This window comes from Corynebacterium sp. HMSC061H03, from assembly GCF_001838215.1.
GTDB classification, from domain to species: domain Bacteria; phylum Actinomycetota; class Actinomycetes; order Mycobacteriales; family Mycobacteriaceae; genus Corynebacterium; species Corynebacterium jeikeium_D.
In genome coordinates this window covers 204,567-221,023 of the sequence record NZ_KV836075.1, presented here as the reverse complement: position 1 = coordinate 221,023, position 16,457 = coordinate 204,567, and the positions used below count along the sequence as shown (strand labels likewise).

The following is a 16,457-nucleotide window of genomic DNA, read 5'->3' as shown; positions in this document are numbered from 1 at the left end:
ACCGCATGCAACCTATTTCGCGCTCAGTGCGGAAGTCGTAAGGTGGCAGCTATGAGGATTGGAGTTTTAGGTGTAGGAGCTGTCGGCGGCTGGTTTGGCGGTCGCCTCGTGCAAGCGGGTTATGATGTCGTCTTTCTCGCCCGCGGCGAGACCCTGACACGTCTTCGTGAGGTGGGGCTCACGCTTATCGACGAGCACGGGGAACGCAGCATTATCCCCGTCAAAGCAGCCGACAATTGGGGTGAACTCACTGCCGATGGCGTCGACGTCGATGTTGTGATTGCAGCAACCAAGGCGCTGCCGGGCAACGATCCTTTCCCGCAAGTTCCGGCTGGTGCAGCAGTGGTGACCACCCATAACTCGGTGGAAATCCCTTATTTGGCAGCGGGGCGGTTCGGTGAGGACAAGGTGTTCCCGGGTGTTATCCGCGGTTTCTTTATCCACACTGGCCCGGCAGAAGTCACCTTCCGACCAGGACCGATGAGCCTGAACATCGGCACATTCGATGACTCCACTAATGACCTGGTCGGGGCAGTTATCGAGGCATTGCACATGGCTGGGCTCGGTGGCGAACAGCTCCCGGATATCTGGGTCGATATCTGGGCAAAAGCGATGTTCGTGGCTAACCTCGGTGCCCTAGGTGCCCTGGCTGATAGTCCGATTGGTTACTTGCGTTCGGAAATGCGCGACAGCTTGACGCGGATGTTTGAAGAAACCGAGGCAGTCGGTCGAGCCTGCGGCGTTGCGCTGCCAGAGGACATCGTGTCGCGGACCTTGGCCTTTACTGATGCTCAAGGGTACGACAACACCTCGTCGATGCAGCGCGACTACACCGCGGGACTTACCAATGAGCTCGATGCCCAGATTGGCGCAATCCGCCGGATGGGGCAGAAGGCGAAAGTGGAAACGCCGACGCTGGATCTGGTGTATGGCGCTCTGGTTGGGCGTCAACACAAGCATAAGAATTAAGACCTGCGGTGCTCAGCTAAGTCAAACCGGAATTGGGGGATTGGAAAGACTGATGAAAATTGGATCGGACTACACGGAAAACAATGGGCTCATCATCGGTGAGGATGGATTGGCTCGACCGGCATGGGCTGCTCACAGTGAGCTGCTGAGAGAGTACTACGACACCGAGTGGGGGATGCCGGTGCGCGATGAGCAAGGACTATTCGAACGGCTCAGCCTGGAGGTATTTCAGGCGGGGTTGTCGTGGGAGACAGTGCTGAAGAAGCGGCCCGCGTTTCAGGAAGCCTTCGCGAACTTCGACCCCGATGCGGTTGCTGATTTCGATGACGAAGATGTCGAAAGATTGATGAATGATGAACGAATCATTCGGAATCACAGGAAGATTACCGCGGTAATCAATAACGCCGCGGCGACGATTGCTCTGCGTGAAAACGGCGGCTTAGCCGAGTTGATGTGGTCGTTTAAACCGGAGAAGTCTCCCGAGCCACGTTCAATCGAAGAGGTGCCCAGCTACTCCGAGGAGTCCAAGGCGCTTGCCAAGGCATTGAAGAAAGCTGGTTTTAAGTTCGTAGGCCCCACCACGGTCTTTGCATCAATGGCTGCCGTGGGGATTGTCGATATCAACATTGTTGGCGCACATCGGCGCGGTGCCTCTGGCGTTTTTGGCTAGGGGAAAGGGGGATTTAACTAGCTAGGGGGAAAGAAAAAGAGCGTGCCACCCGGCACGCTCAAAATCTTTCGGTTCGTGTAGAACTACTTGTTCTCGTAGGAGTCGGAGTAGTTCTGGCCGTCCTCAGAGGTCCACTTCATGGTGTCCTTAGTGAACGGCTGCTCCCAGCCGTTTTCAATCTCCGACTCCGGTGCGGTCGGCAGACCAATCTCGTTTTCCAGTGCACCGTTGGCAACCCAGGTCTCGCGAATCTTACCGATCAGCGGCTGTGCACCGTTGGTCTCCGGGGACTCAACGAAGGTGACGTTCTCGTATTCAGCGGCAACTGCGTCGCCGACCTTCTTAGCGGACTTGAACTCGCCAGCCTCAGCATCGTACGGGGAGGTGAAGGAAGAAGCTGCCTCGGTGATGGACTCAGGCAGGTCAGCCTCTGCCACATCCTCGCCAGCAGCGTCGCCCAGACCCAGACCGTTCATAGCCTCGCCGGCCTTGTCCTTAGCGCCATCAGCAGCCTCGCCAGCCTTGTCCTTAGCGCCATCAGCTGCGTCGCCGGCCTTGTCCTTAGCGCCGTCCATAGCGTCGCCAGCCTTATCAGTGGCGTCGGTTGCTACCTGGCCCGCCTGATCCTTGGCGTTGTTAGCAGCATCCTGTGCATCATCGGAAGAACATGCAGCCAGGCCGCCGAGTAGGGCGGCGGAGCCAACGATTGCGGTAGCGATACGGGTCATCTTCTTGTTCTGCATTTCAAAACCACTTTCTTGAGAGCTAACTAAGTTACCTATTCAATTATTGGCATCTTCCACTATTTGTCCGAATTAAATTCAAAGAGAAATTGACAATTCTTTTGAATATCGGACATTCGAAGATGGTGTGGCTTCAAAGCCGTACAGAAAGAACACTAGGTAATTCTGGGGCCTGTGCAAGTCAAATGGCGCGAGTCTGTGCACTCTATGCTCTATTTGTTACCGAATTTGCGTGATTGCGAAATTGGAATAGTGCTGGTGAGGGCGTTGCGAGTAACGGAAAGGTATCAATCTTATTAAGCTTGACGTTTATTGCTTATTTTCTTTCTCTGCGTGGTTGGAGCCGCGGGCATCGTCGTCAAGCGTGTACTCGCCATCTGGCAGGACGAACCAGGCTAAGAGGTAAAGAGCTAGGAATCCAGCGCCAATCTTCCAGCCAATCATCGATCCAACGCAGGGAAGGATGATGTAGACCATTCGTGTGAAAGTGGTATCCCAGCCTTGGCTTTCCGCGATTCCTGCGAGGACGCCACCGAGGAGGCGGTCATTACGCGAGCGGTAAATTTTCTTGGTGGGTTTTTCGGGAGCGGCGTCGCTCATTAGATAAAAACTCCAAGGTATGGCTATTTAGGCATTTTTCGGTCGACCGCGCTTATACGTAAGTTTCCTTCGGCATGATAATCCATGCTGCGAGGTAGAGAAGAAACTGCGGACCAGGCATCAGGAAAGACGCGACAAATATAACGCGCAGCAAAGTCGCATCCCAGTTGAAATACTCAGCGAATCCACCGAGCACACCTGCAACCATTTTGTTATTGGTGGAACGGGTCAGTGACTTGTTGTTCATACTTATCAAGGTTAGCCCCGATTCGTTTAGTTCGCAGTGGTGCTAGCTCTACTAAATGTGTCGACTAAAACAGCATGTCCCAGCTAAAAACACCGCTACCCCAAGACGGTTAGGTGGGGTAGCGGTGTGGGCGTCGTCAAGCGAGCTTGACTGGGCGAGTGCTAGCAGTCGTAGTAGAGCTCGAACTCCTGCGTCGTCGGGCGCAGACGTGCCGGCATAATCTCCTGCTCGAACTTGTAGCGGATATGCGCGTCGATGAGATCCTGTGTGAAGACATCGCCGGCGAGCAGGAACTCGTGGTCCTCCTCCAGCGCCTTCAGCGCACCCTCCAGCGAATGCGGGACGGTAGGGACGTCCTTGAGTTCCTCTGGTGGCAGTTCGTAGAGGTCCTTGTCAATCGGCTTGCCAGGCTCGATACGGTTCTTGATGCCGTCGAGACCAGCCATCATTGCGGCGGTGAAAGCCAAGTACGGGTTGCCCGACGGGTCCGGAGCGCGGAACTCGATGCGCTTGGCCTTCGGGTTTGCGCCGGTAATTGGGATTCGGATGGCGGCCGAGCGGTTCTCCTGGCTGTAGACCAAGTTGACGGGGGCCTCGAATCCCGGAAACAGACGGTGGTAGCTGTTCATTGTCGGGTTGGTGAAAGCCAGGACTGCACCAGCGTGCTTCAGGATGCCGCCAATGTAGTAGCGCGCCATGTCCGACAGCCTGCGCCATTGAAGCGGCCACCGAGGTAAGCGGGCATTGCCATGAAACGACGGTCAGGGCCATTTGCCGGCATACCTTCATGGACGGGGTTATCCGGGAAGTTGATCTGGGCACCGTGGGAGTTAGCGGAAGAGCCGGCCATGCGGTAGTCGCCGTCAGCCAGCAGAATCAGGGTTTCTTCCATGGTCTCAACACACTTGGCGAAATCCGTGACACCAGCTTCAACCATGTCAGGTTCGCTGAGGTAGAGAAAATCAATGCGAGTTGAGTTTTCTGGGTCGGCAGCGTTTTCGTTAGTCAAGAATGCTCAAATCATTCTTAATGTTCATCGGCCACCATTTGCGGCGGCTGTGCTTAAGAAATTCCAGATGCATGCTCTCCAGAATCAATCAAATGCCTCGGTGTGGGCTCTCGAGTCGCCATTTCCGAGGGTATGTCGTACCACCATATGGAAAAACCACAGCGTAGGGGGCGTTTACGCAGTCTTCAGCACGCCATTTCCGCTTTACGACGGTCACAGCGACGGAGCCCAATTTCCGTCAATTAGTTGCCCGTAATAACTACTTCGACATGCACAATTGATACTTATTGAGAACGACTACCGATGAGTGATTTATCCTCCCATGCATCGATGTTTATGAACTTTGTCACATGTCATTAATCTGCGACACATTTCTGGTTCAACGGGCGTGATTGCCAGGCATCCTACCTTCGCAGCATGCCCCATCCACCCTTGGTGGCCCCGCCCCGCATCCGTCCCTCGTGTTGTCCCCAGCGCCGCCCTCGCACTTATGGCCAATTTTCTGGCACCTATCGATGATTTTCCTTCACTTGTCGACGATTTTTCGTCACTTATCGACGGCTGTCCGGCTCTTGTGCGCACGGTTTCCTCCCCACCCTGTCACTTGTCGATGCGCTGTTCACATATGGCCACGCTATGGCGCATCGACAAGTGAATATTGCATCGATAAGTCTGGGGAGGAGAGCGTGCGACTCTACTCGTGCAGGAGGCGCGGCCCTTTTGTAGTGGTGCATGGCTCTATTCAGGGAAGTGGCCCGGAACTGCGCACAAATTCGTGCTCACATACGCGTGCGTATGCAGGCCCAGGCACCCGCAGCCAGCATGGCCGCAACGAAAAACCGCCTGGCCACATTTACTGTGGTCAGGCGGCATCTACCAAGCTCGTTGAGCGACCATGAGGAGCAATGGGGGGGGGGCTGCTCGCTATGGCCGTCGTGAAGCGAAAACTCTAGCAGTCGTAGTACATTTCGTATTCCTGCGGAGTCGGGCGAAGGCGAACCGGCTCGATCTCGTTTTCGTACTTGTAGTCGATGTAGGTCTGGATGAGGTCCTCGGTGAAGACATCGCCCTCGAGCAGGAACTCGTGGTCGTTGCGCAGAGCCTCGAGCGCGGCCTCGAGAGAGGTTGGAGCCTGCGGGATGTCGGCGGCTTCCTCCGGCGGGAGCTCGTAAAGGTCCTTGTCGACCGGAGCGTGCGGCTCGATGCGGTTCTTCACGCCGTCCAGTCCGGCCATCATCATGGCGGCGAAACCAAGATACGGGTTGCCCGACGGATCCGGGGCGCGGAACTCGATGCGCTTTGCCTTCGGGTTGGAGCCAGTGATCGGAATGCGAACAGCGGCAGAGCGATTGCGCTGCGAGTAGACCAGGTTAATCGGAGCCTCGAAGCCCTTGACCAGGCGGTGGTAGGAGTTCAGGGTCGGGTTGGTGAAGGCCAGTACCGCACCTGCGTGGTGCAGGATGCCGCCGATGTACCAGCGAGCAATGTCCGACAGGCCTGCGTAACCGGCCTCATCGTGGAACAGCGGCTTGCCGTCCTTCCATAGCGACTGGTGAGCGTGCATGCCCGAGCCGTTGTCGCCAGCCAGCGGCTTCGGCATAAAGGTGACGGACTTGCCCTCTTCCCAGGCGGTGTTCTTGATGATGTACTTGAAGGTCTGCAGGTCGTCTGCAGCGTGCAACATCGTGTTGAACTTGTAGTTGATCTCCTGCTGGCCACCAGTGCCGACCTCGTGGTGGGCGCGCTCCAGGTCGAAGCCGGCATCAGCGAGCTTCAGGCACATCTTGTCGCGCAGGTCCTGGTAGTGGTCGTACGGAGCGGTAGGGAAGTAGCCGCCCTTCAGGCGAGTCTTGTAACCCAGGTTTGCAGAGCCGTCCAGGTTCTGGTCCTTACCGCGGTTCCACCAACCTTCGATGGAATCAACTTCGTAGAAGCCGCGGTTGGTGTCGGTCTCGAACTTGACGTTGTCGAAGATGTAAAACTCCGCCTCGGCGCCGAAGAAGCAGGTGTCGGCGATGCCGGTGGAGATGAGGTATTCCTCCGCCTTCTTGGCGACGTTACGCGGGTCGCGGGAGAACGGCTCGAGGGTAAACGGATCGTGGACGAAGAATTTGACGTTCAGGGTCTTCGCCTTGCGGAACGGGTCAATGCGCGCGGTGCTCAGGTCGGGCAGCAGAGCCATGTCGGACTCGTCGATGGAAGTGAAACCACGAATCGAGGAACCGTCGAATGCCAGGCCTTCGGCCATCGCGTCCTCGTCAAATGCGGATGCCGGGATGGTGAAGTGCTGCTCGATGCCGGGAACATCCGTGAAGCGGACGTCTACGAACTCGACGCCCTCTTCCTTGATATATGCGACTACTTCCTCGGGAGTTTTGAAGGACATGTGCGGTCTCCTTAGTTGGCCTTGTTTAGTACACAGCAGGGAATTCTTGCACGATGTTTCGTGCACCTGCCGCGCTGTCAAGGACTGGCCGGTTGACGCCTTTAAGCTTAACGAACCACGCATTCATTCTGGAATTAGAACCACGAATTTCTGACACGGCGCGTGAGGAATTCACCAATGCGGAATGGGTTACGCAAATAGGGAGCGGGTTATCTGTTTGTGGAAACTCGGCAATACCCTGCGCATTCGCGTCACACATGCTTTACGACGATCCTTTAGCTCCCATGCTGATAAGAAAATGGAAAAGGCGACGCAACATCGCCCCCGGATTACCCCCGCGTAGGCTGAGTGGCTGTCCCAGCCCGTGATTTGATAGCCGGATTACTGCATTAGACTATGAATCCATGGAAGAAAAGCACAGTTGGCTAGATGGCCCTCAGATTCCGGGAGAGTTCGATAATCCGGACAAACTCTCGGACTATCCCGGCCAGGCGTTGGGTCTTGCCCCCGATGGCCCAGGCTCGCAAGCGACGCTGATGCGTCGCGTCGGCGGCATTCTCATTGACTGGATCATTTCCCTGATGATTGCCGGCGCTTTTTCGATGTTCTTCGGCCCGAGCGAGGAGCAAATTGACCAGTTCGGAGATTCGTTTATCGCCTGGCAGTCATTCCTTGCGACCTATACGCCAGTTGTCTTCCTCATTATTGGCACGGTGTCGGTTTGGCTGTTCGCCCGCACTCCGGGGCAGTGGATGATGAAGATGGGCGTCGCTCGCGTGGACAAGCCCGGCGAGCGAGTCGGCTTTGTTCGTGCCTTCTTCCGCAGCTTGCTTACTCTTTTCCTACTGCCGCCAGCAATCACCGACTCGGATATGCGCGGCATGCACGACCGCGCCACTGGCACGGCAGTTATTTTGGGGTAGCGCTGTTTGGGTTAGCGCTATAGCACCAACACGACCAGGACTTGGGCGAGAATGATCTTCATGATCATGGCCATCGGATACACCGTTGTGTATCCCATTGCCGGCAACTCGTTCTTGGCCTGGTCGTTGACGTATGAGAGCACTGCCGGGTGAGTCTGCAAGCCCGAGAGGATACCCGCAGTTTGACCGAACGGAATCTTCAGCACGCGGTGACCGACAATGAGGGTCAACAGTGCGGAGCTAAAGGCGATGATGGCGGCAAGGCCCAGAACTGTCAGTGATGCCGGGTCAGACAACGCAGCCTGGAATCCCTTACCAGCAGTAGTGCCGATACCAGCCAGGAACAGTGCCAGACCCATGGTGCGGAACGCCAGGTTGGCCGAGTAGGGGATAGGCCAAACCAACGGGCCAGTGCGACCAACAGCACCCAGAATCAGCGCCACAACCAGTGGACCACCAGCGGATCCCAGGGCTAGCGAGCTGCCGCCCGGAAGCGGAATCTTGATGAGACCGACCAATACACCCAGCGTAAGCCCAAGGGTGAGAGGCAAGAGGTTGACGTCGGAAAGCTTCTTGTAAGAGTCGCCGAAGAACTTTGTTGCGTCCTTGATTTTCTCTGGTGGTGCAACCACGCGGACGCGGTCGCCAAGCTCGAGGCGCATGTTTGGTTCCGCGACGATGTCGTGGTCGCCGCGGCGAATACGCGTAATGATCATGCCGTCCATGCGAGTCTGAAGCTCCGCAATGGGTACGCCCACCACGTCAGATGCGGAGACGAAGATGCGACGGAAGTCCAGGCGACCGTCGTGTGTCGGATCACCTGGCATAAGCTCGCCAATGTACTCGGCGGCACGAGCAATTTCTTCCTCTGTACCGACGACGGAAATAATATCGCCGACGGAGACAGTGTCACCCGGAGATGGAATGTAGAGGTGGCCCTTATACTCGATGCGTGAAACCGTGATGTCCAAACCGAACTTCGACGGAAGGTCAGTGATGGACGGCAGGTCGTCCTTGAGGACCTTGATGTCCCGAGTATGCAGCGGAAGCGCGGCGACACCTGCGTCAATAGCTTCCTGGTCGTGATCGACGCGGAAGACCTTCGACATAATACCGATTGAGGCAATCACTGCCAGCACGCCGATTGGGTAGGCCAGGGAGTAACCAATCACCGGCATATCGTGGGCAGCGGCCAGCTCGCCCTTATCCGAAATGAGGCTAGGAAGAGCATCGACGATTGCTGCCATAGCCGGGGTGTTGGTCAGGGCGCCTGTGAAGGCACCTGCGCCCTCCACCGGGTCGATAGGCAAAAACTTGATTAGCAAGAAAGACTCGATAGTGACAACTGCGAGCACACCAATGCCGAATAAGTTGTGCTTGATACCGCGTGAGCGTAACGAGCTGAAGAATTCGGGGCCCGCCTCCAACCCGATGGTGTAGACGAATAATGCCAGGCCCACGATGTAAATCAGCGGGGAGATTTGAATTTCCGGCTCAATGGTCGCGAGGATAAGGCCGACGAAGAGGACGGCAGCCACGCCAAGCTTGAAGCCGAAGATCTTGATCTGGCCAATTGCCAGGCCAAGAAACAAAATCACTAGAAGCGCTAAGAGTTCATTTTCAGCCAAGAGTTGCACATATCCCATGGTGGCACAACTAGCAGTAATCTTCATTAAGCATTGTTTTCAGCAAGGATATAACCTTTGCTGACGGCGTGATAAGTGAGAGTAATCACTTCAACAAGACATCAATAACTGTGTTTGAAGTCGTGGTTTTGGACTTCGTTTTAAAGCTTTAGAGCAGAAAAAAGGGGCCCGAAAGCCCCTTTTTTCTGCTTCAACCTAGGTTGTCCCTCGTCGGGTTGCCCGAGCAACTGGCTCTGGTGAAACCTAGCTAAGCCTCTAGTGCTTCTTGCCGCGGTTTGCCGCACGGCGCGCACGACGGTTCATGCCGGCCTGTGGGTTAGCGCCCTTCGGCATTGGACCCTTGGGCATGTTCGCGCGCGCATCGCGAATACGGTCCATCGACTGGATGCGCTCATTCAGAGCGTTGGCCTGATCCTTATTCAGGTTGCGCGGCAAACGCATGAGTTCGCGCTGCAGCTTCTTCGGCGGGACCTGGCCCTCGTCGCTACCAGCAATCATGTCGTAAATCGGAGCTTCGCCCGCAATGCGTGCCAGCGACTTCTTCTCACGAGCAATCATCTGCTTGACGCGGTTCGGATCACCTTCACCGACCAGCACAACACCGGCGTTACCAATAACACGGTGAATAGCATCCATGTGCTGATTAGCGACAACACCAGTCTTGACGTGCCAGACATAGCCAACGCCCTGACGCATATTGTCCAGCGTCCACGCCGCAGCGCCGGCCTGGCCTTCCGCCTCTGTGTAGAAGGACGCCTCAAGACGCTTAGAGAAGATGTACATCGCGACCATAAAGCCGATCGAGATACCAATAATCGTCAGAACCCAGGGCCAGACTCCACCAATGAGCAGACCAAGCAGTAACAGCAGGATAATTGGACCGAAGAAGCCCAGTGCCATGTAAGGCACGAGCTTGTTGTCCCGCGAGCGCTGCAGCTTAAACGCCTGCCACATCTGGCTACGAGTCTGCTTACGCTGAGCGCGCTTGGCGGCGCGGTTCGCCTTCTTCATTTCTTTCGCATCATTGGTCGCCATAATCACCAACTTTAGGGCATGCGATGTAGTTTTAGGCAATAGACCGCGCCGTAGCGCCGTTTCGCTTTACGACGGCGCTGCGGCCGTCGGCCTCTAGGAAGCCGGAATAGTCGAAGTGACTGGCGTATCCTCCGATGCGCCATAGCGGTCGAGCAGAGTCGAGGCTTCCTGAAGCGCGAGGTTGTTGTCGTTGTCGTCGGCAAGCGCGGACAGATGCGCCGGCAGTTCCTGACCGCGGTGCGCCAGTGCGCGGGCGTAGAGCCGTCCAGCGCGGTAGGAAGAGCGGACCAGCGGGCCGGACATGACGCCGGCAAAGCCCATCTCTTCAGCGGTCTTGGAGAGCTTGACGAACTCCTCCGGCTTAACCCAACGTTCAATTGGATGGTGCAGTGGAGTGGGGCGGAGGTATTGAGTAATCGTCAGAATATCGCAGCCGGCATCGTGCAAATCCTGCATAGCGGAGATGATCTCGTCATAGGTTTCGCCCATGCCCAGGATGAGGTTGGACTTGGTAACCAGTCCAGCTTCGCGAGCGCGAGTGATGAGTTCCAAGGAACGCTCGTAGCGGAATGCGGGGCGGATGCGCTTGAAGATACGAGGCACCGTCTCCACGTTGTGGGCGAAAACCTCAGGCTTGGCATCGAAGACCTGCTGTGCTGCAGATTCGTCGCCACGGAAGTCATCGACAAGGAGCTCGACTCCGGTATTCGGGTTGAGTTCGTGGATCTGGCGGCAGGTCTCAGCGTAGAGCCAGGATGCACCGTCGGGCAGATCGTCGCGGGCGACACCGGTGATAGTGGCGTAACGAAGACCCATCTCGCGGACGGATTCCGCAACACGACGCGGCTCATCCTTATCCAATGGGTCGGGCTTGGCTGAGTTAATCTGGCAGAAGTCGCAGCGGCGGGTGCACTTATCGCCGCCGATGAGGAAGGTGGCCTCGCGGTCTTCCCAACATTCGTGAATGTTCGGGCAGCCAGCCTCCTGACAGACCGTGTGCAAAGAGGCACCCGAGACACGGTTTTTCATGTCCTTGTAGCTGGGGCCCGGACGAACCTGGTTGCGAATCCACCGGGGCTTGTTCTCGATAGGGGTCTCGGCATTTCGTGCCTCGACGCGCAGTAACTTACGTCCTTCTGGCTTAACAGTCACAGTTTCATCCTACTCTTTTGTTGATGAGTACTCGAATATGCCGGTGGTGGAGTTGTGCTTCACCCGGTGTGGCAGGTCCTTCGTGGGGTCGGGCGCGGAGCCGAAGGAATGGTCGGCAACGGTCAAACGGCCTTCCAAAGCATCTTGCAAATCTGCCAGAAGCGGCTCTGTCATCTCTGACACGCTAACATTTCGGTCAAGCTCCCGGGATAGGGCGGTCACTCCAGCATCGGAGATGCCACACGGGATGATGTAGTTGTAGAACTCCATAGAGTTGTCGCAGTTCAGACTGAGTCCGTGCATGGTTACACCATGGGTCACGCGGATTCCCAGTGCCGCAATCTTTCGGTCGCTCAGTCCGTTTGATGCGGGAACCCATACCCCCGAGCGGCCATCGATGCGGCCAGCAGCCGCGATGCCGGCTCGGCGAACGGTTTGAATGAGGGCTTCTTCCAGTCTGCGGACGTAGTCCACCACATCGACCGGCTGAGCGAGCTTGATGATGGGATACATCACAAGCTGGCCCGGGCCGTGCCAGGTGATGCGGCCACCGCGGTCGACATCGACGACCGGCAACCCATTGGTAGGACGGTCCTCCGGCTGGGTGCGCTTTCCTGCTGTGTAAAGACTCGGGTGCTCAAGCACGAGAACCTGATCTGGAATTAGGTCTTTCGCACGCTTGGCAGCAAGGTCTGCCTGTAGGTGCCAGGTCTCTTCGTAGTCGACAAGGCCGAGATGTTGAATCTCGATGTCGGAGCTTGATTCCCGAATGGATTTATCTGCGCGAGTAAAAGGTTTTCTTGGGGCAGTCATGGTGGCCTATAGGATACGCCGAAATTCTGTAGGCCTCAGATTACTTGTTACTTGGATAGCGCCAAACTTACTTGGATAGCGCCAGACGTAAAAATACCCCGGTGGTCACTAGAAAGTGACCGCCGGGGTAAAAGTGGCGTGCTTTTGTGGGCTTAACCGAAGACGACGCGGAGGATGGAAACGGTGATTGCCGAGATACCTGCAGCGGCCGGAAGGGTAATAACCCAGGCCAAACCAATCGGCTTCATCAGGTTCCAGTTAGCGGCACGGTTAACGATACCGACACCGAGAACGGCACCAATCAGAATGTGGGTGGAGGAAACCGGCAGACCCAGCAGGGAAGCAATCATAACGACCACAGCAGCGGAAAGCTCTGCGGCAAAACCCGATGCTGGGTGGATCTCAGTCAGGCCGGATCCGACGGTCTTGATAACGAAGCGGCCGATAAACCACAGACCGGAGATGAGAGCGACACCCATGGTGGTCATGACTGCCAGCGGGACGCCGGACTCGGAAGAGATCTCGTTGGTACGGAGAACATCCAGAATTGCCACGAACGGGCCAAGCGCGTTAGCGATGTCGTTCGAGCCGTGGGAGAAAGCGAACGCAGCAGCGGTGAAGACCTGCATCCAGCTGAACAGCAGGAAGGTGGAACGATCCAAATCCTGACGCTTCAAAGTACGCGCGAAGATGTAAACGGCAAGCCACACTGCGGTGGCGATCATGCCCATAATCAGGAAGTTGTCCAGGCTGGAAAGCCCTAGGTGAAGGTTCTTCAGACCCTTGAACAGCATCATCGCGGAGATGACAATAGAGCCCAGGGCTGCTAGACCCGGAACCCAAGCTTCCAGCGCACGGTGAGCGCGGACATCATCAACCTTGGATTCGATGTGGACGAGCTTGCGGAAGTACTCAGACTCCAGGTCATCCGGAGTCCAGTCGTTGTCACGCATCGTCGTCGCGTCGCGAAGCATCGCGTTGGTGTACGAGATCTGATCGTGCTCAGGGAGCTTTTCGAAGTCGTCGCGGTGCTGCGCCTTGAGGTCCGCCTTTTCCTGGTGGATGGCCTGCAGCTGCTTGGAAGCCTTGTCGTTGTAGACGAGAATCGAGTTCTTAATGCCGCCGAACAGGAGGAACGCGACCAAACCGCCGAGGAGCGGAGAGAGGACCCAGGAAACGGCGATCTGACCAATCTGATCCCACTGGACCATGCTCCAGCCACCCTTGCCGGTGATGAAACCGACCGTCAGTGCGGCACCGACGATACCGCCGACGATGGAGTGGGTAGTGGAGACTGGCCAACCCATGCGGGTGGCAACGAGGAGCCACACTGCCGCGCCGAGAAGCGCGGACATCATGATGAAGGCGAACTCCATCGGGTCCAAACCGTGGATTGCGTTCAGGTCCACAATGCCGGAACGGACGGTGTCAGTAACCTCGCCACCAGCGAGGACGGCGCCCGAAACCTCAAAGACTGAAGCGACAACAAGCGCCTGCTTCATGCTCAGGGTGCCGGCACCGACTGAAGTACCGAAGGAGTTAGCAACGTCGTTACCGCCGATGTTGAACGCCATGAAGACGGCGAACGCGATGGTAATCAGAAGGATTGCCGTATTTGCCTGCGGGCCCACAAAGTCATAAGCCCAGAAGACAAAAATTACGATGTTGATTGCGAGAAGCCCGCCGAAGAAGAGGTGCCACCACTTATCTGAGGAGCTCGATTGCTCAGATGATGTGGTCCCGGTCGACGAACTAGTATTCGCTGGAGCCGAGGACATGCTCCACCTTTCTAAGTTACGTACAGAGAGCAAAAATAGGCACGCCAAAGAAGCCTGCTGTCTAATGATTTCTTAGATTGGTAAAGGCTAATTGCTAACTAGGTGACGGCGAGGTTAACAAATAATGAATTTAATTATCGCTATCTTCAGCTCTCGTCGGTGTAGCTGAAAGCGATAGCCGGAACTGTGTGCGGGGGTGTGTGGTGTTCTCGCATTTCGGCAGGACAAAAAGTATGCGCATTTGCTACTTGCAGCTTTGCTTTCGGTTCGACCCTCCCGCTGTCTGCTAATGGCTTAACGGCGCAATAACAGCACGTTAATTCTTTGTGTCGATGGAGCCTTTGCTAGCTATGTGTGGCTACGTGAAATCTGAGCACTAGCCAAGAATAGGGGGCCTGCGCATTTGAAGGAATCGCTGATTAGGTTCAACTGCGGGACGAATGCGGCAAAAGAAATACCCGCGTCAGCCGCAAAGTGCGACTAACGCGGGCAGGGAAGAGGTAGAACCTCCTGCTAGCAAGCCAGCTAGCTTCCCGCGGCGCTACTACCCCAGGACGGGAGCAAGCTGCTTAGAGCTGCAAATCCGATTCGAAGTTAGCAACCTCGAGGCGATCAACAACGGTCGTCATGAAGCGACCTGCATCAGCGCCGTCAATCAGGCGGTGATCGTAGGTAATTGGCAGGAAGACCATGGCGCGAATACCAATGGCATCTGCCTCATTCTCGGTGACGACTACTGCGCGCTTCTTAATCGCGCCGGTGCCGACCATTGCGGCCTGCGGCGGAACCAGAATCGGAGTGTCGGTCAGAGCGCCCTCGGAGCCGATGTTGGTAATGGTGAAGGTGCCGCCGGACAGGTCGTTCGGGGTCAGCTTGTTGTTGCGAGCGCGGTCTGCGATGTCCGCAATAGCAGCAGCCAGCTCCGGCAGGGACATATCCTGAGCGTTGTGGATGACCGGGGAGAGCAAACCACGCTCGGTATCGACAGCGATACCCAGGTTGACCTGCTCGTGGTAGGTAATCTCCTTGGTCTCTTCGTTCCAGGAAGCGTTGACGTTCGGGTGGCTGACCAGAGCCTCAACGATTGCCTTTGCAAAGAATGGCAGGAAGGTCAGCTTTGCGCCGTGCTTCTTCTCGAACTCAGCCTTCTTAGTAGCGCGCAAATCCCAGATGGCAGTCATATCGGCCTCGTGGACCTGGGTCAGCTGTGCGGAAGTCTGCAGAGACTCGAGGGTCTTGGCAGCGGTGATCTCGCGGATGCGGTTGACACGCTGGGTGGTGCCGCGCAGCTCAGCGAGCTCAGGGCGAACGCCCTTGGTGGACCAGTTGGAGCCGGACTCAGCAGTAGTCTCCTGGCCGCCCTCGGCAGCGCGCAGAACATCCTGCTTACGAATGCGGCCGCCGATTCCAGAGCCCTCGACCTTAGTCAGGTCAACGCCGTGCTTGTCAGCCAGCTTGCGGACCAGCGGGGTGACGTAAGGAACGTCCTTGTTAGCGGAAGGCTTGGATTCAGCCTTCGGAGCCTCAGCCTTCGGAGTCTCCTTCTTCGGCTCTTCCTTCTTCGGCTCCGGCTTGGACTCTGCCTTCGGCTCTTCCTTCTTCGGCTCAGGCTTGGATTCAGCCTTTGGAGCTTCCTTCTTCGGTGCAGCCTTCTTTGGCTGGCCACTGCCAACGCGAGCGATGACCTCGCCGACGTCAACGGTGTCGTCTTCGTCGTAGAGGACCTCGAGCAGGGTGCCTGCGACCGGGGAAGGAATTTCGGTGTCGACCTTGTCGGTGGAAACCTCGAGCAACGGTTCGTCGACCTCGACGGTGTCGCCGACCTTCTTCAGCCAGGTGGTGATGGTGCCTTCGGTGACGGATTCGCCGAGCTCCGGCATCTCAACGTCAGTAGCGTCGCCAGCGTCAACGTCAGTGGAGTCTTCCTCAGTCTCCTCGTTAGCCTTTACTGGCTCCTCGTCCTTCTCGACTGCGGCAGATGCCTCCTCGGCCTCTTCCTTGGCGGCCGGAGCAGCGTCTGCATCGCCAACGCGAGCGATGACTTCGCCGACGTCAACGGTGTCGTCTTCGTCGTAGAGGACCTCGAGCAGGGTGCCTGCGACCGGGGAAGGAATTTCGGTGTCGACCTTGTCGGTGGAAACCTCGAGCAACGGTTCGTCGACCTCGACGGTGTCGCCGACCTTCTTCAGCCAAGTGGTAATCGTGCCTTCGGTGACGGACTCGCCGAGCTCCGGCATCTCAACATCAGTAGCGGAACCGGAGGCAGCCTTCGGTGCTTCCTTCTTTGGCTCTTCAGCGTCTTCCTTCGGAGCCTCTTCCTCGGTCTCCTCAGCGGAATCGTCAGTGCCTTCCGGCTCTTCGCCCGGCTCGCCGACCTTTGCGATGACCTCGCCAACATCGACGGTGTCGTCTTCTTCAAAGAGAATCTCGGTGAGAACACCGGCGACCGGAGATGGAATTTCGGTGTCGACCTTGTCGGTGGAAAC

General features: G+C 56.7%; 13 protein-coding genes and 2 pseudogenes. 3 read left to right on the top strand and 12 right to left on the bottom strand.

Annotation, left to right across the window (positions count from 1 at the left end; translation table 11 throughout):
* The first annotated feature begins 51 nt into the window (after positions 1 to 51).
* Both HMPREF2787_RS07680 and HMPREF2787_RS07675 read left to right on the top strand, forming a co-directional pair.
* A complete protein-coding gene (locus HMPREF2787_RS07680; RefSeq protein ID WP_049189583.1) occupies positions 52 to 969 on the top strand; it encodes a 2-dehydropantoate 2-reductase in 918 nt (305 codons plus the stop codon).
* A gap of 52 nt (positions 970 to 1,021) precedes the next feature.
* Positions 1,022 to 1,639, top strand: coding sequence for a DNA-3-methyladenine glycosylase I (locus HMPREF2787_RS07675; protein WP_049189582.1), 618 nt, complete (start codon positions 1,022 to 1,024; stop codon positions 1,637 to 1,639).
* A gap of 83 nt (positions 1,640 to 1,722) precedes the next feature.
* Here the strand turns inward: HMPREF2787_RS07675 and HMPREF2787_RS07670 are convergent, their stop codons facing one another.
* The 6 genes and pseudogenes from HMPREF2787_RS07670 to glnA form a co-directional block, all read right to left on the bottom strand.
* On the bottom strand, positions 1,723 to 2,382 hold the full coding sequence (locus HMPREF2787_RS07670) for a hypothetical protein (RefSeq protein WP_048732586.1): 660 nt from the start codon (positions 2,380 to 2,382) through the stop codon (positions 1,723 to 1,725).
* A gap of 309 nt (positions 2,383 to 2,691) precedes the next feature.
* The gene (locus tag HMPREF2787_RS07665) at positions 2,692 to 2,982 is read right to left on the bottom strand and encodes a PspC domain-containing protein (protein WP_070858918.1); all 291 of its coding nucleotides are present in this window, start codon (positions 2,980 to 2,982) and stop codon (positions 2,692 to 2,694) included.
* A 52-nt stretch (positions 2,983 to 3,034) separates the two neighbouring features.
* Positions 3,035 to 3,229 carry a PspC domain-containing protein gene (locus HMPREF2787_RS07660; RefSeq protein WP_048732581.1) on the bottom strand — a complete coding sequence of 65 codons (195 nt, stop codon included), beginning with the start codon at positions 3,227 to 3,229 and terminating at the stop codon, positions 3,035 to 3,037.
* Between the two features lie 161 nt (positions 3,230 to 3,390).
* Positions 3,391 to 3,936: pseudogene (locus tag HMPREF2787_RS07655) on the bottom strand (type I glutamate--ammonia ligase); the annotation flags it as partial.
* Positions 3,930 to 4,166, bottom strand: a pseudogene (locus tag HMPREF2787_RS07650) (ornithine cyclodeaminase); the annotation flags it as partial. The pseudogenes HMPREF2787_RS07650 and HMPREF2787_RS07655, both read right to left, overlap by 7 nt.
* A 1,021-nt stretch (positions 4,167 to 5,187) precedes the next feature.
* Positions 5,188 to 6,624 (bottom strand): type I glutamate--ammonia ligase, encoded by a 1,437-nt coding sequence (gene glnA / locus HMPREF2787_RS07645; RefSeq protein WP_038625898.1) that lies wholly within the window; start codon positions 6,622 to 6,624, stop codon positions 5,188 to 5,190.
* Positions 6,625 to 7,028: 404 nt separating this feature from the next.
* Between glnA and HMPREF2787_RS07640 the strand changes: the two genes are divergently transcribed.
* Positions 7,029 to 7,547: an RDD family protein gene (locus HMPREF2787_RS07640; RefSeq protein ID WP_038625896.1), complete on the top strand. Its 519-nt coding sequence runs from the start codon at positions 7,029 to 7,031 to the stop codon at positions 7,545 to 7,547.
* A 17-nt stretch (positions 7,548 to 7,564) separates the two neighbouring features.
* On the opposite strand, the gene HMPREF2787_RS07635 is transcribed toward HMPREF2787_RS07640, so the two are convergent.
* The 6 genes from HMPREF2787_RS07635 to sucB form a co-directional block, all read right to left on the bottom strand.
* On the bottom strand, positions 7,565 to 9,184 hold the full coding sequence (locus HMPREF2787_RS07635; protein ID WP_191622166.1) for an aspartate:alanine exchanger family transporter: 1,620 nt from the start codon (positions 9,182 to 9,184) through the stop codon (positions 7,565 to 7,567).
* Between the two features lie 264 nt (positions 9,185 to 9,448).
* A complete protein-coding gene (locus HMPREF2787_RS07630) occupies positions 9,449 to 10,228 on the bottom strand; it encodes a DUF4191 domain-containing protein (RefSeq protein WP_070603038.1) in 780 nt (259 codons plus the stop codon).
* Between the two features lie 93 nt (positions 10,229 to 10,321).
* Positions 10,322 to 11,380 (bottom strand): lipoyl synthase, encoded by a 1,059-nt coding sequence (gene lipA, locus HMPREF2787_RS07625; protein WP_070603040.1) that lies wholly within the window; start codon positions 11,378 to 11,380, stop codon positions 10,322 to 10,324.
* Between the two features lie 9 nt (positions 11,381 to 11,389).
* The gene (gene lipB, locus HMPREF2787_RS07620; RefSeq protein WP_049192903.1) at positions 11,390 to 12,193 is read right to left on the bottom strand and encodes a lipoyl(octanoyl) transferase LipB; all 804 of its coding nucleotides are present in this window, start codon (positions 12,191 to 12,193) and stop codon (positions 11,390 to 11,392) included.
* 152 nt (positions 12,194 to 12,345) lie between these two features.
* A complete protein-coding gene (locus HMPREF2787_RS07615) occupies positions 12,346 to 13,971 on the bottom strand; it encodes an inorganic phosphate transporter (RefSeq protein ID WP_016423042.1) in 1,626 nt (541 codons plus the stop codon).
* A gap of 569 nt (positions 13,972 to 14,540) precedes the next feature.
* Positions 14,541 to 16,457: 2-oxoglutarate dehydrogenase, E2 component, dihydrolipoamide succinyltransferase (gene sucB, locus HMPREF2787_RS07610; protein ID WP_083326676.1), on the bottom strand; the 1,917-nt coding region annotated here is incomplete at its 5' end.